General features: G+C 52.8%; 13 protein-coding genes, 1 other RNA gene and 4 pseudogenes. 8 read left to right on the top strand and 10 right to left on the bottom strand.

The genetic code is table 11. The features are described from left to right. Positions 1-44 precede the first annotated feature (44 nt). Genes KI228_RS16865 through KI228_RS16855 form a run of 3 tightly spaced genes read right to left on the bottom strand, consistent with a single transcriptional unit; the run spans position 45 to position 2993 of the window. Positions 45-1559, bottom strand: coding sequence for a tripartite tricarboxylate transporter permease (locus KI228_RS16865; RefSeq protein WP_042999650.1), 1515 nt, complete (start codon positions 1557-1559; stop codon positions 45-47). Between the two features lie 10 nt (positions 1560-1569). After that, positions 1570-2001: a tripartite tricarboxylate transporter TctB family protein gene (locus tag KI228_RS16860; protein ID WP_042999651.1), complete on the bottom strand. Its 432-nt coding sequence runs from the start codon at positions 1999-2001 to the stop codon at positions 1570-1572. Between the two features lie 14 nt (positions 2002-2015). Further along, the gene (locus KI228_RS16855) at positions 2016-2993 is read right to left on the bottom strand and encodes a Bug family tripartite tricarboxylate transporter substrate binding protein (RefSeq protein ID WP_042999652.1); all 978 of its coding nucleotides are present in this window, start codon (positions 2991-2993) and stop codon (positions 2016-2018) included. Between the two features lie 152 nt (positions 2994-3145). On the opposite strand from KI228_RS16855, the gene tctD reads away from it, so the two are divergent. The 4 genes and pseudogenes from tctD to KI228_RS16840 form a co-directional block, all read left to right on the top strand. After that, positions 3146-3820, top strand: coding sequence for a transcriptional regulator TctD (gene tctD / locus KI228_RS16850; RefSeq protein ID WP_044255134.1), 675 nt, complete (start codon positions 3146-3148; stop codon positions 3818-3820). Beyond that, positions 3807-5234 (top strand): sensor histidine kinase, encoded by a 1428-nt coding sequence (locus tag KI228_RS16845; protein ID WP_058586987.1) that lies wholly within the window; start codon positions 3807-3809, stop codon positions 5232-5234. Before tctD ends, KI228_RS16845 begins: the two co-directional genes overlap by 14 nt. A gap of 756 nt (positions 5235-5990) precedes the next feature. Beyond that, a pseudogene (locus KI228_RS24635) lies at positions 5991-6101 on the top strand (ESPR-type extended signal peptide-containing protein); the annotation flags it as partial. 243 nt (positions 6102-6344) lie between these two features. Beyond that, positions 6345-10637: pseudogene (locus tag KI228_RS16840) on the top strand (autotransporter outer membrane beta-barrel domain-containing protein); the annotation flags it as partial. A gap of 76 nt (positions 10638-10713) precedes the next feature. Here KI228_RS16840 and KI228_RS16835 read toward each other — a convergent pair. Beyond that, complete coding sequence (locus KI228_RS16835; RefSeq protein WP_042999656.1) at positions 10714-11070, bottom strand: hypothetical protein; 357 nt, start codon at positions 11068-11070, stop codon at positions 10714-10716. Positions 11071-11341: 271 nt separating this feature from the next. Between KI228_RS16835 and KI228_RS16830 the strand changes: the two genes are divergently transcribed. After that, on the top strand, positions 11342-12865 hold the full coding sequence (locus KI228_RS16830) for an EAL domain-containing protein (RefSeq protein WP_061069700.1): 1524 nt from the start codon (positions 11342-11344) through the stop codon (positions 12863-12865). Between the two features lie 5 nt (positions 12866-12870). Here KI228_RS16830 and KI228_RS16825 read toward each other — a convergent pair whose 3' ends face one another. Continuing rightward, positions 12871-13068, bottom strand: a complete 198-nt coding sequence (locus KI228_RS16825; protein ID WP_042999658.1) for a hypothetical protein — start codon at positions 13066-13068, stop codon at positions 12871-12873. Positions 13069-13635: 567 nt separating this feature from the next. Between KI228_RS16825 and KI228_RS16820 the strand changes: the two are divergent. The 3 genes and pseudogenes from KI228_RS16820 to KI228_RS16810 form a co-directional block, all read left to right on the top strand. Beyond that, positions 13636-13983 (top strand): annotated as a pseudogene (locus KI228_RS16820) (phage polarity suppression protein); the annotation flags it as partial. A 363-nt stretch (positions 13984-14346) separates the two neighbouring features. Then, positions 14347-15741: an AAA family ATPase gene (locus tag KI228_RS16815; RefSeq protein WP_061069701.1), complete on the top strand. Its 1395-nt coding sequence runs from the start codon at positions 14347-14349 to the stop codon at positions 15739-15741. After that, the gene (locus KI228_RS16810; RefSeq protein ID WP_061069702.1) at positions 15738-16664 is read left to right on the top strand and encodes a DUF4435 domain-containing protein; all 927 of its coding nucleotides are present in this window, start codon (positions 15738-15740) and stop codon (positions 16662-16664) included. Before KI228_RS16815 ends, KI228_RS16810 begins: the two co-directional genes overlap by 4 nt. Positions 16665-16703: 39 nt before the next feature. Here the strand turns inward: KI228_RS16810 and KI228_RS16805 are convergent. The 5 genes and pseudogenes from KI228_RS16805 to KI228_RS16785 all read right to left on the bottom strand — a co-directional run bounded on the left by KI228_RS16805 (position 16704) and on the right by KI228_RS16785 (position 23258). After that, a pseudogene (locus tag KI228_RS16805) lies at positions 16704-17890 on the bottom strand (integrase domain-containing protein). Between the two features lie 183 nt (positions 17891-18073). Continuing rightward, positions 18074-18435: a transfer-messenger RNA gene (gene ssrA, locus KI228_RS16800) on the bottom strand. Positions 18436-18497: 62 nt separating this feature from the next. Beyond that, entirely contained in the window at positions 18498-19688 is a 1191-nt protein-coding gene (locus tag KI228_RS16795; protein WP_042999676.1) for a beta-barrel domain-containing protein, read from the bottom strand. Then, positions 19669-21855: a type I secretion system permease/ATPase gene (locus KI228_RS16790; protein WP_061069703.1), complete on the bottom strand. Its 2187-nt coding sequence runs from the start codon at positions 21853-21855 to the stop codon at positions 19669-19671. The genes KI228_RS16795 and KI228_RS16790 overlap by 20 nt, the downstream gene beginning before the upstream one ends. Further along, complete coding sequence (locus KI228_RS16785) at positions 21852-23258, bottom strand: TolC family outer membrane protein (protein ID WP_061069704.1); 1407 nt, start codon at positions 23256-23258, stop codon at positions 21852-21854. The genes KI228_RS16790 and KI228_RS16785 overlap by 4 nt, the downstream gene beginning before the upstream one ends. Positions 23259-23297 lie beyond the last annotated feature (39 nt).

The following is a 23297-nucleotide window of genomic DNA, read 5'->3' as shown; positions in this document are numbered from 1 at the left end:
GGTTGCGGGTAGGCCGGATAAGCGAAGCGCCATCCGGCGAGGCATTACCCGACATCCACCTGCGGTTTGGTGTGGCGCTTACGGAGGATCCGTAACAGCGGCGGGATCACAATGACTGCCACCGCCATCACCAGCAGCACTTTGGTGACGCTACTTTCCCACAGAATCGCCATATTGCCGTTACTGATCGACAACGCACGGCGCAGGTTTTGTTCGAGCATTTCGCCCAGCACAAAGCCTAAGATCAGCGGCGACATCGGGAAGTGCATTTTGCGCAGAACGTAGCCCAGCACGCCGAGCGCGACCATCAGCACCAGATCGAAGGTTGTACTGTGTACGGCGTACACCCCGACAGCGGAAACCGCCGCGATAGCCGGTACCAGGAACCACAGTGGGATGGTCAGCATCCGGGTGAACAGGCCGATCAGCGGAATGTTCATCACCAGCAGCATCACGTTGGCAATCAGCAGAGCCGCAATCAATCCCCAGACGATATCCGGTTGTTCGGTAAACATCGCCGGTCCCGGCGTGATGTTGTACAGGGTTAGGGCACCCATCATCACCGCCGTGGTGCCGGAACCCGGCACGCCCAGCGTCAGCATCGGAATAAACGAGCCACAGGCCGACGCGTTATTCGCCGCTTCTGGTGCGGCAACCCCACGAATATCGCCTTTGCCGAAGCTGTCGCTGTTGCCGCTGATTTTTTTCTCGGTCATGTAGGTGATGGCGCTGGCGATGGTGGCACCCGCGCCCGGCAGCACGCCGACGAAGAAGCCAATCACCGACGAGCGCAGCGTCGCGCCGACGCACTGCGCGCCTTCTTTGGCGTTGAACAGCATGCGCCCTGTTTTGCGTACCAGTTTCTGCCCGCTGCTGGTATGTTCCAGCATCAGCAGGATTTCAGAAACCGAGAACAGGCCGATCACCACGACGATAAACTGCACGCCGTCAGAAAGATGCACGCTGTCAAAGGTAAAGCGATACACCCCGGTGTTGGCGTCAACGCCGACGGTCGCCAGTCCCAGACCAATCAGCGCCGCCAGAAACGATTTCAGCGGATTTTGCGCCATCATGCTGCCAAGACAGGCAATCGCAAAAACCATGAGCGCGAAGTACTCTGCCGGACCAAACGCCAGCGACCATTGCGCCAGTAAGGGGGCGAACAGAATGATTCCGCCGATGGCGATCAGTGAGCCAAAGAAGGAGCTGACCGCTGAAATAGAGAGCGCGACGCCGCCGCGCCCCTGTTGCGCCATCGGGTAGCCGTCCAGCGCGGTCATAATTGCCGCCGCATCGCCGGGCACGTTGAGCAAAATCGACGAAATGCGTCCGCCGTATTCGCAACCAATGTAAACCGTTGCCAACAGGATTAGCGCCGATTCCGCTGGCAGATGCAAAGCAAAGGCCAGTGGCAACAGGATCGCCACGCCGTTGATCGGCCCCAGACCCGGCAGCAGACCGACAATGGTGCCGACGAAGCAGCCGATCAGCGCGATCACCAGGTTTTCCGGCGTCATCGCCACCGCAAAACCCTGAGAAAGATATATCCAGGTATCCATCGTTTCTCCGTTAACTCAGCCAGGCGCCGAGCGGTAAGGTGACATCAAGCAGGCGGTCGAAGGCATACCACAGGGCGACGCCGAGGATCGCGCCGGAAATGCCCGCGGCGGGTAATGTGGCGCCAAACAGAATGCCAATCACCAGCGTCAGAATGGCGGTGGCGACAGGGAAGCCCAGCCACTCAAAGCCCCAGGCGTACATCAACAGGACGATCACCATAGTTAACAGTTTTTGCAGGACGTGCCGGCGCGGCCAGTCCACAACATCCGGATGGCGTAACAGGAGTGCCAGCGCGCACAGCGCCATCAGGGCGATAATCCCCAGCGGAAACGGACGCGGGCCGACCGGTTCGTAACTGTATTCACTCTGAATTTGCCAGGCGATAAACAGCCCGGCGATACACAGCAACAGCCAGATACCGGCGAAAATACGATCGCTCATCGGAGCCTCCATCTTTATTTCGCCAGGCCAAAGGCTTTCGCCTGCTCGCGGTAACCGGTCACCTGTTTTTTGACATACTCATCAAGCTGTTGACCCGTCATATTGAATTCGAACAGGCCACGCAGGTCGCGCTGCTTTTTGAACGCGTCGGTCTGCTGGAGTTTTTCAAATGCCTGCACCCACCATTGATACTCGTCATCACTGACTTTTGGGCCGACATAAAAGCCGCGAATGATGGGCCAGACCAGGTCGTAACCCTGCTCTTTGGCGGTAGGCACATTGGCGAGTTGTCCGGGCAGACGGTTTTCAGAGAAGACGGCGAGGACGCGGATTTTATCGCCGCTCAGATAGGGCACCATCTCACTGAGATCGCCGGAAACCACCTGTACATGATTGCCCATCAGTGCGGTGACTGGTTCGCCGCCGCCTTCAAAGGCGACATAGCGCATCTTGTGCGGATCGACGTGAGCCTGTTGCGCCAGCAGCGCCGACTTCATCCAGTCCTGGCTGCCAATAGAGGCCCCGGCGCCAATCACCACGCTGTTGGGATCTTTTTCCATCGCGGTGAGCAGATCTTTCAGTGACTTCCACGGTGAGTCGGCGCGCACGGCGATCATGCCGTAGTCCGTACCGACGCTCGCCAGCCAGCGCACATCATCCACGCCGTAACGACCAAATTTACCCTGCGACAGGTTCAACAGCGAACCGCCGGAGAACGCCACGACCGTCCCCGCTTCGGCGGGCCGTTGCGCGACGATCGCGTTATAGGCGACTGCGCCCACGCCGCCTGGCATGTAGGTCACGCGCATCGGTTTCTCGATAGCGCCGGTTTCCATCATGCTCACCTGAATCAGTTTGCAGGTAAGGTCAAAGCCGCCGCCCGGTTTCGCCGGGGCGATACATTCGGTACGCGACGGCGCTTCTTGCGCCAGGACAGAGGTGCTCATCAGTAAAACGCTTGCAGCAAGGGTACGAACGAACTGTTTTTTCATTATTTATCCTCACGCCGGAGAACCGGATGGTAGGGTTCGGAAGATTATTTTTTGATTATGTGAACCAACATGTAGCGGTTCAGTTGCGTGATTGTTAAAACATTAACCTTTCATTTCCCTTTCAATGCGGCAGAAACTTTACAGGATGTGATATGCGTCTCTTATTGGCGGAAGATAACCGTGAGCTGGCTCACTGGCTGGAAAAAGCGCTGGTACAGAACGGATTCGCCGTGGACTGTGTGTTCGACGGACTGGCTGCCGACCATCTTCTGCATAGCGAAACCTATGCGCTGGCGGTTCTGGATATCAACATGCCTGGGATCGACGGACTGGAAGTGGTGCAGCGTCTGCGTAAGCGTGCGCAGACGCTGCCGGTGCTGCTGCTGACAGCGCGTAGCGCGGTGGCGGATCGGGTAAAAGGACTCAATGCCGGAGCGGATGATTATCTGCCCAAGCCCTTCGAACTTGAGGAACTGGACGCCCGGCTGCGGGCTTTGCTCCGGCGCAGTGCGGGACAGGTACAGGAGCTTCAGCAACTGGGCGATCTGGCATTCCATGACGAAGGATATTTCTTGCTTCAGCAGCAACCGTTGGCGCTCACCCCGCGTGAACTGGCGCTGTTGACGGTGCTGATGTATCGCAGAACCCGTCCGGTATCGCGCCAGCAGTTGTTCGAACAGGTCTTCAGCCTGAACGATGAGGTCAGCCCCGAAAGTATCGAACTGTACATTCATCGTCTGCGGAAAAAATTACAGGGCAGCAATGTGCGGATCACCACGCTGCGCGGGCTGGGATACGTGCTGGAGTGCGGCAATGAGGTGGGTTAAACCCCAGTCGTTATACCTGCAATTGATGCTGTTTCTTGGTCTACCGTTGATTCTGCTGTGGGGACTGTCGGCGTTTAACAGCTACGTCAGCGCCCTGCAGGCGGCAACGCAGGCCTATGACCGCACGCTGCTGTCGTCTGCCCGCACGGTGGCGGAGCGGCTGGTGGTCCGCAATGCAACGCTGGAGGTCAATGTTCCGTGGGTGGTGTTGGACAGCTTTGAACTGAACATGAACGACCGGCTGTACTATAAAGTGGTGGATCCGTCGGGGAAGGTGATTTCGGGTTACGACGACCTGCCGGCAATGCCGCCTTCCACCTCTCGTACGCAACTCTACCCTGCGCTGGCCTGGTTTTATCATACGCAATATCAGGGGCAGGCCATTCGCGTGGCGCGCCTGCTACAGCCGGTAAACGAGGGCGGCATTGTCGGGATGGCGGAGATCTACGTCGCAGAGACGCTACAATCGCGGCGTTACCTGGCAGGACAACTGCTGTTTTCGTCATCGGTAACGCAGGGTCTGTTGGTGCTGCTGACGCTGGTGCTGGTCGGCTGGCTGCTGCGCCGCGTGCTGCGGCCGATGCGCCAGCTCTCCTCACTGATGGTGCGACGTGAACCGGAACTCCTGACGCCGTTACCTGAACTGCTGCCCTGGTCGGAGACGCGGTTGCTGATCGTCGCGTTTAACCGCTATCTCGATCGCCTGCGCGCGCTGATCTCCCGGCAGGAACGGTTTAGCGCCGATGCCTCTCATCAACTGAAAACCCCGCTGGCCGTGTTGAAAACGCAGGCCGCCGTAGCGCTTGCCAGCGAACAGCCTCAGCAGTGGCACGAGAGTTTACGGGCGATGAGTACGACGCTGGACAACACCATCCTGCTGACGGAAAGGTTGTTACAGCTTTCAGCGGTGAAGCGAAAAGAGCAGGGGGAGCGGCAGTTTTCACCGGTCAATCTGTTCGAGGTGGTGCAGACGAGCTGTTTCACGCGACTGGCGCAGGCGCGCAGTAAAGGCATCGACCTGGGTTATGAAGGCGTGCTGGAGGCGATATGGATAGACGGTGATGATGTCCTGCTGGGGGAATTGTGCGGTAATTTGCTGGATAACGCCCTGAAATATACCCCGGCCCAAGGGACGGTGACCGCCAGGTTACGTCGGGAAGGTGAGGCCGTGGTGCTGGAGGTCGAAGATAGTGGTCCTGGCATCGAAGATGAACAGATTCATCAGGCAATGCTGCCGTTCCATCGTCTGGAAAATGCCGGAACGGAAGCCGGAGCAGGCATTGGCCTGGCGCTGGTTTCTGATATTGCCCGTTTGCATCGCACCCATCCTCATCTTTCACGCAGCAATACGTTAGGCGGTTTACATGTTCGGGTTCGCTTTTTAGTGGTCGCTCACATCCCGATGAAAACATAAATATTCTTTATAGACAATCAGATAGCCGGAATTACCACATTGAGCCATAAAAGCTTTTAGCAAAAAGTGCTTTTCAAAGGCAGTTTTTACACGCTGGCAAAATGCTAAAAATCTTATTGCGCAATATAAAAATCCTGGGTTCCTCTCTATTTCCCCTTTCATGATACGGAAAAATAGAATTTCGTCATCTGTCCTTCCCAGGAATTTATGCTCACTAATTATTATTTTCTGATATTAATGTTCAGGCTAATAGTCCGGGGGCGTATTGACAGCTTTTTAGGCGAGTGTAAAACTGAGCGCAAGAATTACATAAACATTATTAACCAAACAGCAAGCCGCAATGGCTGCCGCCGAACCGATCCCGGGTCGTCACCAGAAGGTCTGAATTTATCGTGTGTTGTCAGTCACCAACTGGCATGAGTGGATGTTTTGTACAGGGACACGCGTTATATATTTGCATAATATTGTTTTTTATTTCTGACGATGGTCTGTGATTCATTAACGCCCTCTCCGGAGAGTAAATCGTGGATCCTGGATGTTCGTTATTTACTCATGCATGGATACTATTGTCGGAGACAATATGTGAAATCATTATAACACCATCAATAGATTATTTAATTTAAGACTGTTCAGAATTCATTTCTGAATAGCCCTCTATTTCCCATTTCCAGGTGAGGGAAGCTTATCGATTCTATGTTGCGTATTAAAAACAATTACACCGCATATAAACATTTTATCAGATTATGAGCATTTTTTATGAACACAAATTATCGCGTTATATGGAATGAAGTTCTGAAGGTATTTCAGGTTTGTTCCGAGTTGGTGAGAGGGACAAGCCAGTCATCAACCCATTCATCTTTGAAAACAACGTCCTCTTCCGCTCAACAACATCATGCTTTGCAACCGCTTTTTAAACGTAGTGCCCTGTCACTGCTGCTGCTGGCCTCTCTGCCCGCCTATTCGGCCATTATTGATAATGGCGAGGTGGTCAACGTGTCGACGGGATATTCACTGGATTACTACACTTTCGTCGGCATGAACGGCGTGGGCACACTGAATATTCTCGCGGGCGGTGTGGTGGCAGGATCGGATGTCTACAAGCTCATTATCGGCGATAACACCCAGGCGAACGGTACGGTGAACGTCGATGGTTCCGGCTCTTCGTTACGTTCAGGAGCGATGACCATTGCCGAGTACGGTGTCGGCACCATGACCATCTCCAACGCTGCGGTGGTGAATACTTCAGGGTTGGGCGTGTTGGGCGGATCAAATGGCAGTCACGGGTCCGCTACGATCCGTTCGGGTGGGCTGTGGAATTTAGTGAATCCTTCGGGGGCGCTCCAGGACCTGAATATTGGTTATGGCGGCACAGGAGTGATTAACATTGAAGAGGGCGGTGCGCTGAACGCCGGTATGACAACGATTGGCAGTTTTGAGGCCGGGGTCGGAACCGTCAGCGTTAGCGGTCAGAATTCAACAATGAGCACCGGCGCGCTGCGGGTCGGGGATTATGGTTCGGGAACGCTGAATATCTCTGACTCTGCCATTGTACGCAGTAGCGCCGACAGTATGCTGGGACGTTCGCCTGCGGGTTACGGGCGAGTGAATATCAGTAACGGCGGGGAATGGCGGATCGCTGACGCCAGTGACGTCACCAAAAAACTCAACGTGGGTCATTCCGCGACAGGGATACTGGATATTCAGTCGGGTGGGAAAGTGGTTGCCAGCGCGGTGAGCCTGGCGGCAAATGGCGGCGAGGGGACGGTGAATATCAATGGCGCCGGATCGCGTCTGGATGCGACGTCAGCCACCGTCGGCGCTGTGGGCGACGGTACTCTCAACCTGAGTAACAGCGGCGCGCTTAACCTGAATGGCAAACTGTTCATTGCGCAGAATGCCTCAAGCACCGGCGTAGTGAACATTGGCGCGGCTCAGGGACAGGCCGCCGCCGGAGCGGGCGTGATTTCCGGCGTGACCGGCGTGACGTTTGGCTCGGGTACCGGTTCTCTTGTGCTCAATCACACCACCAACGATCCCTCCACCGCGGGAGGATATCAGCTCGCTATGCCGATTACCGGCCAGGGAACGATTGTTCATCAGGCCGGGCATACCGTACTGACGGGGGACAATACCTACAGCGGGAAGACCCTGGTCAATGGCGGCACGCTCACCTCGGCTCAGCAATCTAGCGCTAACAGAACCGGTCTTGGCAGCAGTGAAGTAACGATTGGCAGCGATGGCACGCTCGAAATTGTCGGTGCCACCGACACCAGCACTAATGACTTTGCTTTTAGCAATGTGTTGAACGGCACGGGGTTGATGTCTGTCAATCTGCACGCTGGAGATGATGTCTTTTCCTTTACGCCTGCTGTCGGCAACAGTTTTCGCGGAGCGGTTGAGTTGCGAAATAGCACATTTGCGCTTTCCGGGAATAACGCTTCGTCATTGGCACAATCGCTGTTAATCAGCAGTGCGGGGAACACCACAACCGTCAGCGGTACGCAGGATCTTACGGGGCTACTTTTTAATGGGGGCATGCTGGCTTTTGACGTTACGCTTCCGGGGGCAACGATCTCCAACAGTCTGGTGTCGGTCAATACCCTGGTTGCCGGCGCAGCGGGGGTAATGTACAACGGACGCGAACATCAGGCAGACGGTACCGGCACGGTGAAAGTAAACCTTGCCGATCCCTGGAACGATACTGGCGCGGCGGCGAATCCAGATACTACCGCAAACCTGCTACAGCAGGATGACGCCGGGATTGGCGTACAACTGGTGAAAGCGTCGATTGTGCTTGGGTCGGGTGGTTCACTGACGCTTGCCGATCAAAACGGTGCGCCGATTGCGGGAGATAAAACCCTTCAGATAGCGCAGAACGGGACGACCGTGGCGAACGGGCAGTATGGTTTTCGCCTGACCACCGCACCGGGTAATGGCCTGTATGTAAACTACGGTCTGAAGGCGTTGGATATTCTCTCCGGACAAACGTTGGTGCTGTCGCCGTATGCGGGGGCGACGGGTGCGGGCGCTGATATGTCGGCGACGATCTCCGGCAGCGGCAATCTGGCGGTGAATACGGCTGATGTCGTGTCGCTCTCCAACGGCCTGAACGACTACAGTGGTGCCACGCAGGTACAGGCAGGGACGTTGCGCACCGACGCCGATGGCGCGCTGGGCGAGACCAGCGAATTGCACATCAGTAGTGGAGCAACCGCCGATCTCAATGGTACAACCCAGACGGCGGGTACGTTGACAGGACAGTCCAACTCTACCTTAGCACTAAATGGCGGCTCGCTGACCCTGTCGAACGGCGGGCTTAGCGAGGGAAGTCTGACCGGCAGTGGCGCGCTGAATGTTAACGGCGGCCTGTTAACGATTGACGGTGCTAACGCCGCCCTGACGGCCAAAACGACCATCAGCAGCGGGGCGGAAGTGAGCGTAAATGATGTGCTGGGTGCAGGCAGCGGCGATATCGTCGACGGCGGGACATTGACCCTGAATGGCGTTGTCGGCACGCTGACGAACACCCTCAGCGGAGCGGGCGGCATTGATGTGGCAAACATGTCAGATGTGGTCGTCAGCGGGGATAACAGCGGTTTTAGCGGCCTGTTCAATATCGACGCAGACAACAAACTGACCGTCAGTGAACAGCAGAACCTTGGCACTGCTTCTGTGACGGATAACGGCCTGTTGACGGTAGCGACGGATACGAACTGGACGCTGGACAATGCCATTAGCGGCACAGGCAATCTGACCAAGACCGGTAGCGGCGTGTTGACACTGAAACAGGATTTGGCCTCCTGGACGGGCACCACCGATATTCTCGACGGTGAGATTGCGCTGGGTAGCGATGCCGATTCTGCCGTCGATATGGCTAACCAGCAGGTAAATATTCACGATGGCGCTACCCTGTCGGGGTATGGTCGCACCGCCGGGGATGTGGATGTGATGAGCGGCGGGACGATGCAGGTGTCCGGCTTTACAGTCGGCGGCAATCTGACTCACAGCGGCACTGTGATCCTGGGGCGTTCGGGCATGCAGCCGGGTAATCACCTGGATGTGAACGGTAACTACCACGGTAATGACGGTCTGATGGTATTTAACACAGCCCTCGGCGGTGATGATTCCGCCACGGACAAACTGACCGTACATGGCGATACCTCCGGTAACACGCGGGTGGACGTCAATAATGTCGGCGGTATTGGCGCGCAGACCCGCAACGGCATTGAACTGGTGCAAGTGGAGGGCAATTCAGCCGGTCAATTCGCCCTGACCCGTGGCTCCGTGGAGGCCGGTGCGTATGTCTACACGCTGGCGAAGGGAACCGGCGAGGCGGCGAAAAACTGGTATCTGACCAGCAAATGGAATGGTGTGATTGATTCGGACAACCCGCCGGTTGTTGATCCGCGGACGGTGGATGTTCTGCGACCGGAAGCGGGTAGCTATACCAGCAATATTTCTGCTGCGAACACGCTGTTTGCTCACCGTCTGCACGATCGTCTCGGCGAGCCGCAGTACAGCAATGCGCTCCAGGGTGAAGGGCTGGCTGGTAGCATGTGGATGCGCCACGTCGGCGGGCATGAACGTTCCACGGCGGGGGACGGCCAACTGAAAACACAGAGCAATCGCTACGTGCTGCAACTGGGTGGCGACATTGCACAGTGGAGTATGGATGGGCTGGACCGCTGGCATCTCGGCGTGATGGGCGGTTACGCCAATGAGCACAGCAACACCCAGAGTAACCGTGCAGGATACGGTTCAGACGGACGTACCAGCGGCTACAGCGCCGGTCTGTACGGAACCTGGTATCAGAATGCCGTGGATAACACCGGGGCGTATGTTGATAGCTGGTTGCTGTACAACTGGTTCGACAACACGGTGGATGCGGACGAGCGTGAGAGCGACAGCTATGACTCTAAAGGGCTGACGGCCTCGCTGGAAGCGGGTTACACCCTGAAAGCCGGTACGTTCAGCGGCAGCCAGGGTTCTCTGAACACCTGGTACATCCAGCCGCAGGCACAGTTCACCTGGATGGGCGTGAAGTCGGATTCGCATACCCGGCATGATGGTGCGCGCATTGAAACAGAAGGTGATGGCAACATTCAGACGCGTCTTGGGGTGAAAACGTACCTCAACAGTCTTCACAAAATGGATGACGGACAGCAGCGCGAGTTCCAGCCCTATGTCGAAGTGAACTGGATCCACAATACCGAATCCTTCGGCGTGAAGATGGATGGCGTGAAAATCAGCCGTGACGGCGCGCGCAATCTGGGTGAAGTGCGTACCGGGGTGGAAGGTAAACTGAATAACCGTTTAAGCGTCTGGGGGAATGTCGGTGTGCAACTGGGTGATAAAGGCTACAGCGATACCCAGGGCATGCTGGGAGTGAAATACAGCTGGTAAGTTCAGACGGGGAAAAGCAGAAATAAAAAAGCCGCGTAAGCGGCTTTTTTATTCTTTAATGATCAGGGCGAAAGATTTATTCGCTGATTTTCTTCTCTACGCTGGCTGCGCCTTCTTTGGTTTTATTCCAGCCCTGCTCAGCACTTTCTTTCGTGGCGTTCCAGCCTTTTTCAGTACCTTCTTTGGTTTTATGCCAGGTTTCTTGCGAGCCTTCGCTAACTTTGCTGCTGATATTATCCTGTTTACCTTCGGCGCGGTGTTCTGCTTTCAGTTTTTGCTCTTCACCCTGATTCTGCGCCTGGTGTAATTTCTCTTTCGCTGTATTTGCGTTTTCATGTGCGGCAGCGACATCATTATCGGTTGCGTGTGTCGTAGCGGCAAAAACAGGAGAAGCCAGCAGAAGTGCAGATAATGCGATTAGAGTCTTTTTCATCATGTCCTCGCTTTACGTTATAAGTTATTAGCGTGATTAAGCATGGCATCTAAACGAAGCGCTGGCTTTAGGAAAAAACTGTAAGCGGGAAATATCGATTTTTTTCCATGTGTTACGTCAGGAGCGCGTCATGCTGATTGGCGTTGACGGCGACAAATAAATATCGACATGACTATGGTTATTTATCGTTCTTTCTACCATGCTTTTTAGATTCGTGGCGTTAAGCGAGTCAACGACAAAATAATAACTTTTCTTTCGCCCGGGGCTGACAATGCGTAACACTCTTCTCCCTATTATTGTTTCTGTGTTGCTCTTTATTTTCGGTGTTTCTGTTTTAAATGTGCAGCTCTGGTATTCGGCGAGAGCAGACAGTCTTTCGGGGGCCCGCTATGTTGCGAGTGATATTGATGTCATTCTTGATGAGGCTACTCACGCGACGTCAACGGCCAGTGATATCACGAGAAAGGGTTGCGATCAGGAAGGACAGTACCGGTTAGGGACGGAAGCCGCGCTACAGCCTCATCTTCGGACCATTTTAATCTACCGCGAAGGCAAAATATGGTGCTCCTCGCTGCCGGGTAATCGCGTGCTACTTTCTTATCTTTCTGAGATACCGGAGACAACGCTGCAACTCGCGCCAGCAAATAATGCGGTTAACAGACGACCGGTTTTGTTATATCAGAATCAACTTGCCGGGAGCCGAATTGTCATCACCATCAGCGATCAGCATATTCGTGATTCACTGCGCACGCCGCTGAAAGAGGCGAATTATTCATTAATGGTAGGGAAGGCGATCCTGGGGCTGTCCGGTGATGTGGCGACCGTCAACGATACAGGCCAGGAGTTCGGACAGGTAGGATCCAAACGTTACCCCTTCACAATACGTTATAATTTACCGCCCGTGTTTAGCCTGCAAAGACTCATCAGTCAGGGGATGGGGATGCTGATCTTCATTTTTCTCATGTCTTGTTTTGCCGCGTATGCCCTGATTAAGTATTTAAATAAAAGCACCACACCGGAAGAAGCGCTGCGCAGAGCAATTCTCAAGGGAGAAATCGTGCCTTTTTATCAGCCCGTGGTGAATGGCCGGGAAGGGACGTTACGGGGCGTTGAAGTGCTGGCGAGGTGGAAACATCCGAAAGCCGGATATATTTCCCCGGCGTCATTTATTCCGCTAGCGGAAAAGTCAGGTTTGATTATTCCTCTGACGCAAAGTTTGATGGAACAAGTGGTTACCCATATGAATGCTATCGCCACGAAGTTGCCAGAAGGTTTTCATGTCGGTATTAACTTCAGCGCCTCTCATATTACCGCTCCGACCTTTGTCGACGAGTGTCTGAACTTTAAGGCGCGGTTCAGCCGAAAAGATTTGAATCTGGTGCTCGAAGTGACCGAGCGTGAACCTTTGCATGTCGATGAGCACCTGGTACAGACGCTCAACGTTCTGCACGAAAATGGTTTTGTCATCGCTCTGGATGATTTTGGCACCGGTTATTCCGGACTTTCTTATCTTCATGATCTACACATTGATTACATTAAGATCGATCAAAGCTTTGTGGCGCGAGTCAGCATGGAAGAAGATTCCACCCGGATTCTGGACTGTGTACTGGATCTTGCTCGAAAACTGTCGCTAAGCATTGTGGCGGAGGGCGTGGAAACAAAGGAGCAGGTTGACTATCTGAACCGTAACGATATTACCTTCCAGCAGGGGTACTATTTCTTTAAACCGGTTAACTTCACCGAACTGATAAAAATTATTTTGTCGAAGCCGAAAGTCAAAGTGGTTGTTGAATAGGTGCGTTATTTTTTCTGTGAATTTTGTGTATTCATATTATCCACTTCCTGCATGCCTTTTTGTGGGTCAATAAAATAGCATTTCGTCTTTGACGAATGGGCCAGTGATGCCGTCTCGCATTGCGCCAGATCGCTAAACGCGCCAATCACTTCACTTTTCGTTGTGTTATTGGAAAGGGCGAAAATCAGTGCCAGAACGTACATATTCATTCCTTGAATAAATGGCTCGCGTAGAGCCAATGTTTTATTGACAGGAAGATACTACGTAGGACATGGCGCAAAACAAGTTGAACATGCCTGCAAGTCTGAATCTGGACCAGATCTCGTTTTTTATAAACCAAAGAATTGGCGTGGCTTGTCTGGTGTTCAGGAGGACTCTAGCATATCTCAATGGTGTTAAAGAAAGGCTAAACGCCAGACTATGAAGCCGCCTTAGAACGGTTCAATAAGTGTGTTGCGTCTATCAGTTGAACTCACAGCTCATAGCAGACGCTCACATCAGCTATGGCTAAAAAGCATGTATGAGGGGAAGGTGACAGGCTGCGTTGAAAGAAAAGCGGGCTGTTGTTTGCGGTCGCATTGAGAGTGGCGAATGAGGCCAGAGAGCAGCAATAAAAAAGCCCGCATCAACGGGCTTTCATGTCACTCTGGAGCCGCGGCTCCTTTGCGTATCCTTTTTTGTCCCCTCACCGTCTGGTCGGTGTCCTGCTGAGACTGCTAACTTCCTGTTTTTGTTAGTGCTGTCTTGGCACTGTCCAATCATGATTGGGGCACGAGGAGGTGCAGCGCATCAGCATCCGTAACCGGCTGCATGATTTTATGCAGCAGAACGGCGCAGAGCTGGCCGCCGCACTGGCACCGGAGCTGATGGGGATTAAAAACCAGCCCGCGATGATAAAAAATCTCGCGCTTGACCGTTCAGTCTCTTACCTGAGAGAAGCTCTTTCCGTCTGGCTGACCCCTGGAAATGACATTAATTATTCTGCACAGGATAAAGATATTTTAATGGCCATCGGATACAGGCCTGACGCGCCTTCGCGGGATGATAATCGTGAAAAATTCACCCCTGCACAGAACATGATTTACACCCGTCGACGCGCCGGACTGGCCGCGCAGTAGCCTGTCAAAAAATCCCCGTAAATCCCGCTATTTTTAACGAAATAAGCCATGCATCCATAAGGTGCATGGTTTTGCATGCGTTTTCTCGCTCCGGCATGCCAGACCAGCGCCAGTCGTGGCGCGGCCTGAGGCCACCTTTGCACCTGCATTAAAAGCGGCCCCTTAAGCGGGCAGGCGTGGCGGGGAGAGCATTGCGCGCGCTAGGGAGAAGTGTAAAATTATAAATATGGTAATTTTCAATTGATCAAACATGTACTCAAGGCTAATTTAGCAATATATTGGTAACTTCAGTGCATCTTATGAAAGATGACCTTAATTTAAATTTGTGTTAGTGCTTAAACATACTGTGAAAGGAGATAGAGTGTGGCGATTAGAACAATAAGCAAAGTAGAACTTTCAAAAATTCATAATAGATATAATTTAAGTGTGGATTTTTTTAATGACCTGAATGTAATTCATGGGAAAAATGGGGCGGGGAAATCCACACTAATACATGTTATAGCTAATATAGTTAATGGTGACTTTATTCGGTTTGCATTTTTAACTTTTGAAGAAATAAAGGCTACTTACAGTGATGGTCTGGAAATAGTAATACGTAGAGATAAAACAGATGACCATTCTTTTATTTCGGTAACACTTTCTAATGGTAAGCATATTAACTTCGCTGTTGAGGAAGCTATGGCAGCGGTGAGAGAGATAGAAAGTGATCGTCATTTGAGGGAGCGAGATGTTAAATCAATGCTGGCGATGGATATCAATAGGTTTGTTAAAGAGAATGAACTACAAAAAGTAAGTGCATCATACTTCCCAGCGTTTCGAACGATGTTAGAAGCGTGGAGCTCATCTTCTGATGTAGGCTATGAGCGAAGAGGTATTCGCCCTTCATTTTATAACCGCAAAGCTAGTGTTTTTGCACGTGAGCTTTTCGGCCACTTTTTGCCTAGCATAAATTATCCATCTCCAATGGAGATTGAAGAGCGCTTGAGAGAAGAAATAAGACGAGCGCAGTTGGGTATTGCAGCCTATGAAAGTAGAACTTTTTCTGAATCATTTGTGAAAGTTTTTTCAGCATTGTTTGATAATTCATCAGTAGAGGGGGAGATTACTGGGGAATTATTAAAGGAAATAGAAGGGTTAGCAATAGCACAAGATAGCTCAATTAAAAATGATTATTATGCGGAATATTCAAAGGTATATGAGGAAATTAGATCTTTAATTAATAGGAATCTAAAGGGTAAGGTAGAGAATTCTGTTTCTGGTGCTTTGGTTGTGTATCGTGATGCGTTAAGAGATAGGCAAGACTATCAAGAAAAAGCTTTTTCTGAGATTGATAATTATATGTCATCAGTTAATTCTTTTTTAGAAGATAAAGAGATGGCTTATGATTTTGACTTAAGAAGAAAATATCCAAAAGTCGGGCTAAAATTCCCTGATGGTTCATGGAGCCCTATTAGGGTATTATCTTCTGGAGAGAGGCAACTTTTGACTATGCTTTATGCAGCATCTAAGATGGGAGATGATGCTATTGTACTTATTGATGAACCAGAGATTTCATTACATATCGATTGGCAAGAAGATCTATTGAAAAGAATGCTTTCCCAACTTAGTGGGCGACAAATTATCGTTTGTACTCACTCACCTTCTATTGCAACAGGCTACGAAGATTTTATGATAAATATTTCGCCTGAATTTATTTCTTCGCGTGATAATGATAACCATAAAGATTCGGAAGAAATGGAAGAGGATGAATCTTTATGAGTTCATGTGCTTACACGATTGATAGCTATATCACATCATTGACCATGAGTTCTAAAAAGCGCCTGTTGGTTGAAGGGAGACATGACCGTGCGCATCTATATCAGTTAATTTATAAATTTAACCCTGCGTCTAAAGTAAAAATTGACACAGCACAAGACATAAAAGCATCTGACAAAGCTATGTCTAAAAATAATAGGTTGAAAATAGAAACCATTCATTCGAGGGTTAAAAGAAAAGATAATATTTCTTTCTTATGCGACCGCGAATTCAGAGAGTTCACTATTAATGATCAAATTGAAGACCTACTGAATTCACACTATTGTGACGATTCCTTGTACTGGACTTTAGGGCATTCACTTGAAAATTATTTCTTTAACGCTTCTATAATAATAGATGCATTTCAGTTTCTCTCACCTTCAGAATATAAATATAAAGCTATTGAGTTATTTTCTGAATTAATATCATCTTCCTTTGCTGTTCTGGCTGCTATTTCCCTTGCAGCAAAGGATATTGACAAGGCTGGCTTGCCAGCTGCGTTGATTGATTGGAAAGATATAGTAATTAATGATGGAACGATCAAGCTAATTAAACGTGACGCTTATGATATTGACCCAGCATGCGTAGACGGTTTTTTTAATGCTTTTGATGCGGTATTACCCAGTGTCATAGCTTCAGATGTTGGAGTTTGCTCCAGAGTTGTTAGGGGACACACTGGGATTTTACTTTTACAAAAACTATTTTCAGCGTGTTTGTATTACGTTGGTAGGGAAGATGACGCTGTACAGGCTGATTCAAGCGCAAATTATTTTTGCAATATTTCGGAATTATCACTAACAACAGCTTTAGCTGAGAGTTGGGTAAGGAAAATTGGAGTGCTAGAAGATGTGTATTTTCCTGACTCGCTTTTGAAAGATATTGAGTAATAATTTGCCAGCCTAGAATATACAGGCTGGCCATTTGGATCATCGGTGAATTTCGTTACCCCACCAATTCATAAGCTCAACTCTCTGTTGAAGATAAGTTGAGCGATTATAAGCCTTCCGAACTTCATTTTTATCACTATGAGTTAAAGCGGCCTCAATAACATCCGCATTGAAACCTGCCTCATTCATTGCCGTACTTGCAATAGAACGTAAACCATGTGCAACCAACTTTCCACCATAACCAATACGCTTTAAAGCAGCGTTTGCAGTCTGGCTATTCATTGGCTGTTTGGGATTAGTTCTACTGGGGAAGACATATTCACGATGCGCACTAATAGGCTTCATTACTTCCAAAATATCTAACGCCTCAAATGATAAAGGAACAATATGTTCACGCTTAGCTTTCATCCTTTCTGCTGGGATTGTCCAAAGCTTTGCATTCAGATCTATCTCTATCCACCTGGTACCGGAGGCCTCAGAAGGGCGTACAAGAGTCAGTAGTTGCCATTCAATAAGACAGCGAGTCGGAACAGATAAGTTTGACATGACTAAAGAACGCATTAGCTTTGGCAATTCTTCTGGTCGTAGTGTCGGCATATTTTGTTTTCGAGGTTTCTCAAATGCCATTCCAACTCCTGATGCAGGGTTAGCATCAATCAGGCCGGTGTTGACTGCATAAATCATTATTTCGTTAATGCGCTGGACCAATCGACGAACTGTCTCTAATGCGCCGCGTGCTTTGATTGGTTCCAATGCTTCAACTATCGTTCTGGCTTTAATCTCCTGAACAGGTATCGCGCCTATTGCCGGGAATACGCCTTTATCTAGAGAACGCCAAATATCTTTCGCGTAGTCCTCAGTGACGCTTTTGCTCTTCATTTTGAACTAGTTGGCGGCCACAGTTGAGAAAATACTATCCAGCTCAATCTGACGTTGTTCTGATGCCTGCTCTTGTTGCTGTTGCGGATCCATACCTTGTGCGAGCGTGGTTAAGTGCTGGTCGCGGATCTGACGAGCTGCTGCGAGAGTAAGAGCAGGGTATGAGCCGAGACTCAAATTAGTTCGGGTGCCACTGACCGGACGTTGATAGCGGAAGCGCCAGAGTTTTTACCGGTGGTTTTGACGAGCAAGAATAGGCCGTCACCATCATGCAGGGTGAAGTCTTTTTCCCGAGGTTTGGCTTTAAGGATTTCGTTGTTAGTGAGGGGGCGTGTGATGCGCGCCATGTCTGGATCCCTTCCATAATTGGTACACGTTTAATGGACCACAGTATAGCGTGTACCTAAACGTGTACCAATTTTCTCTGGATTTAGCCGGATGTTCTCGGACAACGACAGACACAAAAAAGCCCGCAGTGCTTGTGCCATGCGGGCTTTCTGTACTTCACCGGACGTATCCGGATCATGATTTGGTGGAGCTGGCGGGAGTTGAACCCGCGTCCGAAATTCCTACATCCTCGGTACTACATGCTTAGTCAGTCTTTACATTCGCCTGGCACCTGCGGATTGACACGCCACTACCAGACTAGCCTGATTAGTTTTAACGCTTCAACCCCAGGCAGGGCATCCACGCGATCTCTTTTGGGTTTGACCTCTCTTTGATCCCCGTCTTAAGAGCGGAAGCTAGGGAGAGAGGGCTCAGAGCAGGTTATTAAGCTGCAAAGCGTAGTTTTCGTCGTTTGCGACTATTTTTTGCGGCTTTTTACGAGGCCAACCGCCCCTCGGCATGCACCTTGGGTTTCGCAAATCCCGTCGAATCCAGAATCAGCCCCAATGTGTTAAGACAAGTATAACAGACTTGTGACAGCCCTTGCCACCCCCAATCATCAGGCATTTACCGCTCGCGCAGCGCTTCTTTGGCTCGGTTGAACGGTTTGATTAAATAGTCGACGATGCTTTTTTCACCTGTTTTTATATCCACTGTCGCGATCATGCCCGGTACGATGGAAAAACGGCGTCCCAGCTTGTTTTGCAGATAGTCCTGATGGGTACGAATGAAAACGCGGTAGTAGAAGATTTCCGGCTTCACTTTGTCCTGAATGGTATCCGGCGAAATGGTTTCGACAACACCTTCCAGTCCGCCGTAAATGGCGTAATCGTAGGCGGTGATTTTCACCAACGCGCGCTGGCCGGGGTGGATAAAAGCGATGTCGCGCGGCGACAGACGCGTTTCAATCAGCAGATGATCGTCAACCGGTACGATCTCCATCATCTCGCCGTTTGGCGGGATCACGCCGCCGATGGTCGTGACCTGAATGTTCTTCACAATGCCGCGAACCGGTGAGCGAACGGTCAGGCGGGTCACCGAATCTTCGCGTCCCTTAATGATGGCGGAGAGCATTGCCACTTCGGCGTTGGCTTTAGACAGCGCCTCGCGCGCCTGGACGTAATATTGCGAGCGCAAATCCGTGAGCTTCAGACCAATATCGCTTTTTTGCCGTTGCAAACGTAGCACCTCGACGTGGCTGGCGGCGCCGCTTTTTGCCAGCCGCTCGGTGATCGCCAGCTCTTTATTCACCAGCGTCAGCGCCTCTTTGAGCTCAGACTGCGCGTCGGCGAGTTGTGCGCGGCGACTGGTGTAAAGTCGCGTTTCCGAGGCGAGCAGATCCGGCCAGGCGTTCAGTTCGTCAGAGAAAACCAGCGGCTTGTCGCTAACCTCAGCCGTCAGGCGCTGACTGGATGCCAGCGAGGCACGATAGCGGGCGGCGCTTTCGCCGACGTTAGACTCCGAGCGCGTCGGGTCCATTCGCGCCAGTACCTGTCCCGCCTGGACCTGATCGCCTTCATGCACCATCAGTTCGGCGAGGATCCCCCCGTCGAGCGACTGCAATACCTGCTCGCGCGAACTGGGGATTACCTTGCCGGTGCCCGTCGAGACCTCATCAAGAATGCCGAACCACGCCCACACCGCGAGAAGCAGACACAAGATCGCGGTGAGCCAGATGATGCGGCTGGCACCTGAGAATTCTCGCTCGCGGCTGTCGTCGAGCGCGTCGTGGGTCGCGTCAGGCTGACTGGTTTTCATTTTTCCACTCCCGCGTGTTGACCTGCGCGGCCATTCGACTTTGCCCCAGCGCCTGCGCTTTCGGCGCGTCCATCACCAGTTGCCCCTCTTTAAGCACCACCACCCGTTCGACCAGCTCCAGTACCGGTACGCGATGGGTGGCGACGATCAGAGTGCGGTTGCCGAGCCATTGTCCCAGTCGTTGAATAAACTCGCGTTCGGAATGCTCATCCAGCGAGGCGGTGGGCTCATCGAGCAGGACGATATTGGGGGCGCGCAGCAACATGCGGGCGAGCATAATGGACTGTCGCTGACCGCCGGATAACCCGCTGCCGCCTTCCATAATCGGATGATCGAGCCCTTTCGGCAGCCGTTTCACGAAGTTGGCTGCACCGCAAATCTCCAGCACGGTAAATATCTCGTCGTCGCTGGCGTGCGGGGCGCCGAGCGTCAGGTTCTCGCGCAGGGTGCCAAAAAACAGGCGCGCGTTCTGGCTCAGTAGCCCGACGTTGCGGCGCAAATCGGCCATATCGATGTGCGGCAGGCTGAGGTTATCGAGACGGGCGTCGCCCTCAACCAGATCCACGCCGCCTGCCAGCGCCTGCAACAGCGTGGATTTGCCCGCGCCGTTGCGCCCGAGCACCGCGATGCGCTCGCCGGCGGCGATCTCCAGTCGGTTAATGCGCAGTGGCACCCGCTGGTCTTCACTGTGATAACGAAACTGTGCGTTCTCGAACAGATAATGACCGTGAAAGATCTCCTGATGCACCCGCGTTTCGTCACGCTGGGTCTCGGTGGGAAGTTCCATAATGCTGTCCAGCCCCTTTTTAGCGGCTTTCACCTGCTGCCAGCGTGCCAGCACGCCGCACAGATTACCCATCGGGGCGATCATTCTTGAGCCAAGCATGGAGGCAGCAACCACCGAGCCGGTCGTCAGCGTGCCTTCAATCACCAGCGGAGCGCCAAACATCACCATTGCCGCATAAACCAGCCCCTGGACGGTCACCCCCCAGTTGATTAGCCCTTGCGACAGTTCGCGGGTGCGCAGTCCGGACTCGGCGGTGATGCGGATATAGCTGTTCCACTGTTGCAGAAACCGGTTCTCCGCCTGCATCAGCTTGATGTCCTCCAGCCCCTGAACGCTTTCGACCAGCACGGCGTTACGCAGCGTGGCCTCGTGCGCTGACTGATTCGCCAGCTCCGCGAGCTTTTTTTGCAACAGTAGACCGGGAAGGATCATCAGCAGCGCGGCGACCGGGGCGATCCAGGCGAGCGGCGGGGCGATGATCGCCAGCACCACGATGAACAGGAAAAAGAAGGGCAGATCCACAATGGTGGAGATCGTAGAAGAGGTCACCATCTCGCGGATCTGTTCCAGCTCGCGTAGCTGCGAAATAAAGCTGCCGGTGGAGCGCGGGATCGCGCTATTACGCAGGCGTAGAGCGTGGCTGAACACGCGATCCGACACCCGCATATCGGCGCGCTTACCCAACCGATCCATCACATGACCACGGGCGAGTCGCAGCAGAAAACCAAACAACATGGCGATCAAAACGCCGACGGCAAGGACATACAGCGACGACCACGATTGCGCGGGGATCACCCGGTCATACACCTGCATCGAGAAGACGATCCCGGAAAGCGACAGGATGTTGATCAGCAATGCTGCCAGCATCACCGGGCCGTAAGGACGTAGATCTTTCAGCACCAGGCTTTTCAGCCAGTCGGGTTTGAAACGCGAGATATAGGTATCCACCCGGCGGTCTTTCACGGCGGAAAGCGGACGTAACGCGATAATGAAACGGACCGTCGGCAGCAGGTCGCGCAGGGCGATCCGGTTGCGCTGGAGTTCGCCGTTGATAAAACAGACGTCAAGCTGGTCTTCGCCGTCGAACTGTTCAACCAGTACCAGTTCACCCTCCTGGAGCTGGATCACCACCGGCAGACGCCAGCGGGTGAGCGACTGTTCGCTGGGAGCCAGCGGCTGAAAAGAGAGTCCGGCCTGGCGGGCCAGTTGGCTGAGCGCCTGCGGCATCGGTTTATCCTGGAACCACGGGGCGCTGGCCTGCAACGCGCCGGGAGAACAGGCAATACGATAATGGGTGGCGATATGGCTCATTGCCCGCGCCCAGTTGGCCAGCGCCGGTGCGGTGATGCGCTCGTCGCCAGGAATGTCGGCGTGAGTCATGGCTGAATCTCCACTGACTGAATGGTGCGGTTTTCCAGACCAAAGGCCTGGCGCATCTGACCGGTGTTGTACAGGCAGTTAAGCTGCAGTTGATGCAACTGACTCTCTGTCTGTAACTGTGCGAAGCGCGCCTGATAGACCTCCTGTTCAGCGTTAAGCACATCGAGAAGCGGTCGGGAACCAAGGTCGAGATACTGTTGCTGGTACAGCTCGCGCGTCCGTTCACTCAACGTCTCCTGACGCTTCTGGATCTGCAAGGAGGTCACCAGGTTCATCGCTTCACTGCGATCCGCAAGCAGCTTCTTGCGAACGTCCAGCCGGGTGCGCTGGATGGCTGACTGGGCAGATTCCACCGCGTGGCTGGCGGCGTTGCGCCGGGCGGTTAAGCCGCCGCCCTGATAAATGGGCATCTCCACTTTGACCCACGCCGAATACTGAGTGCGGTCAACGGACTCATGCCCGGCATAATTATCATTGAGATAGTGGCGAACCTCCGGCTCCAGCGAAACCGTCGGCGTCATCTGCGCGTTGGCGTAGTCGAGATTAGCCTGGGCGACGTTGGCCTGCGCCCAGGCGGCAAGAACGGCGGGTACCAGCTTGTCATCCGGCTTTGCCAGTTCGCAACTGCGGCCCAGCTTTTGCGGGAAGTCGTTGCTGATGGTGTTAAGGTTTTTCCAGCCCAGCCAGGTCATGAGCGTCGCCTGAGAGCTCTCAAGATTGGCCTGATACTGTACGAGTTGGGAGCGGGCGCCCTCAATGCGCGCATCGGTCTGCACCACGTCCGACAGCGAGCTGGCGCCTTCATCGTTGCGCTGATTCGCCAGCCTGCCAATGGCGCTCAGGGCATCCAGTTGCTCCTTTGCCACCGCCACCATCTGCTGCCAGGTCTGCACCTGTACAATAGCGGTTGCCGTTTCATGGCTGACGGTATCAATGCTGAGCAGCACGTTGGCCTGCTCCTGCGCCACGCCGGCGTTTTCTGCCCGCACCTGGCTTGCGACTTTTCCAAAGTCATAGAGCATTTGCGACAGTGACAGTACCAGCGACGGGCTGAATCCGCTGTCGGAATAGCTGTTGGTATAGCCGTTATTCATCCCGGCGTTAACCTGCGGATAGTATTTGGCTTTTGCAACATCGACCTGCTGAATTTGGGCATACAGTTTACCGACCTCTTCCGCGATCGATGGATGCCAGGTGACAGCGCGATTGACCGCCTGAGAGAGGGTCAGTTCACCGGGCGCGGCGCTGTCGCCGCTTTGCGGCATCGGGCCATCAAGCGCGGGCAGTTCCTGCTGTACAACCCACTGCTGCGGGGCGATGCGGGGCATTTCCACGGCAGCGATAGCGGGCGCAGCGCACAGATTGCCCGCCAGCCACCAGAAAGTAAGCTGTCGTTTTCCCATTTTCTTCCCTAATTGAGCGTTGTTTTTTGCCCCGGGCGA

This window comes from Citrobacter amalonaticus (assembly GCF_018323885.1).
Classification (GTDB): Bacteria; Pseudomonadota; Gammaproteobacteria; order Enterobacterales; family Enterobacteriaceae; genus Citrobacter_A; species Citrobacter_A amalonaticus.
The sequence above is the reverse complement of the archived record's forward strand: the minus strand, read 5'-3'. Positions and strand labels throughout refer to the sequence as shown.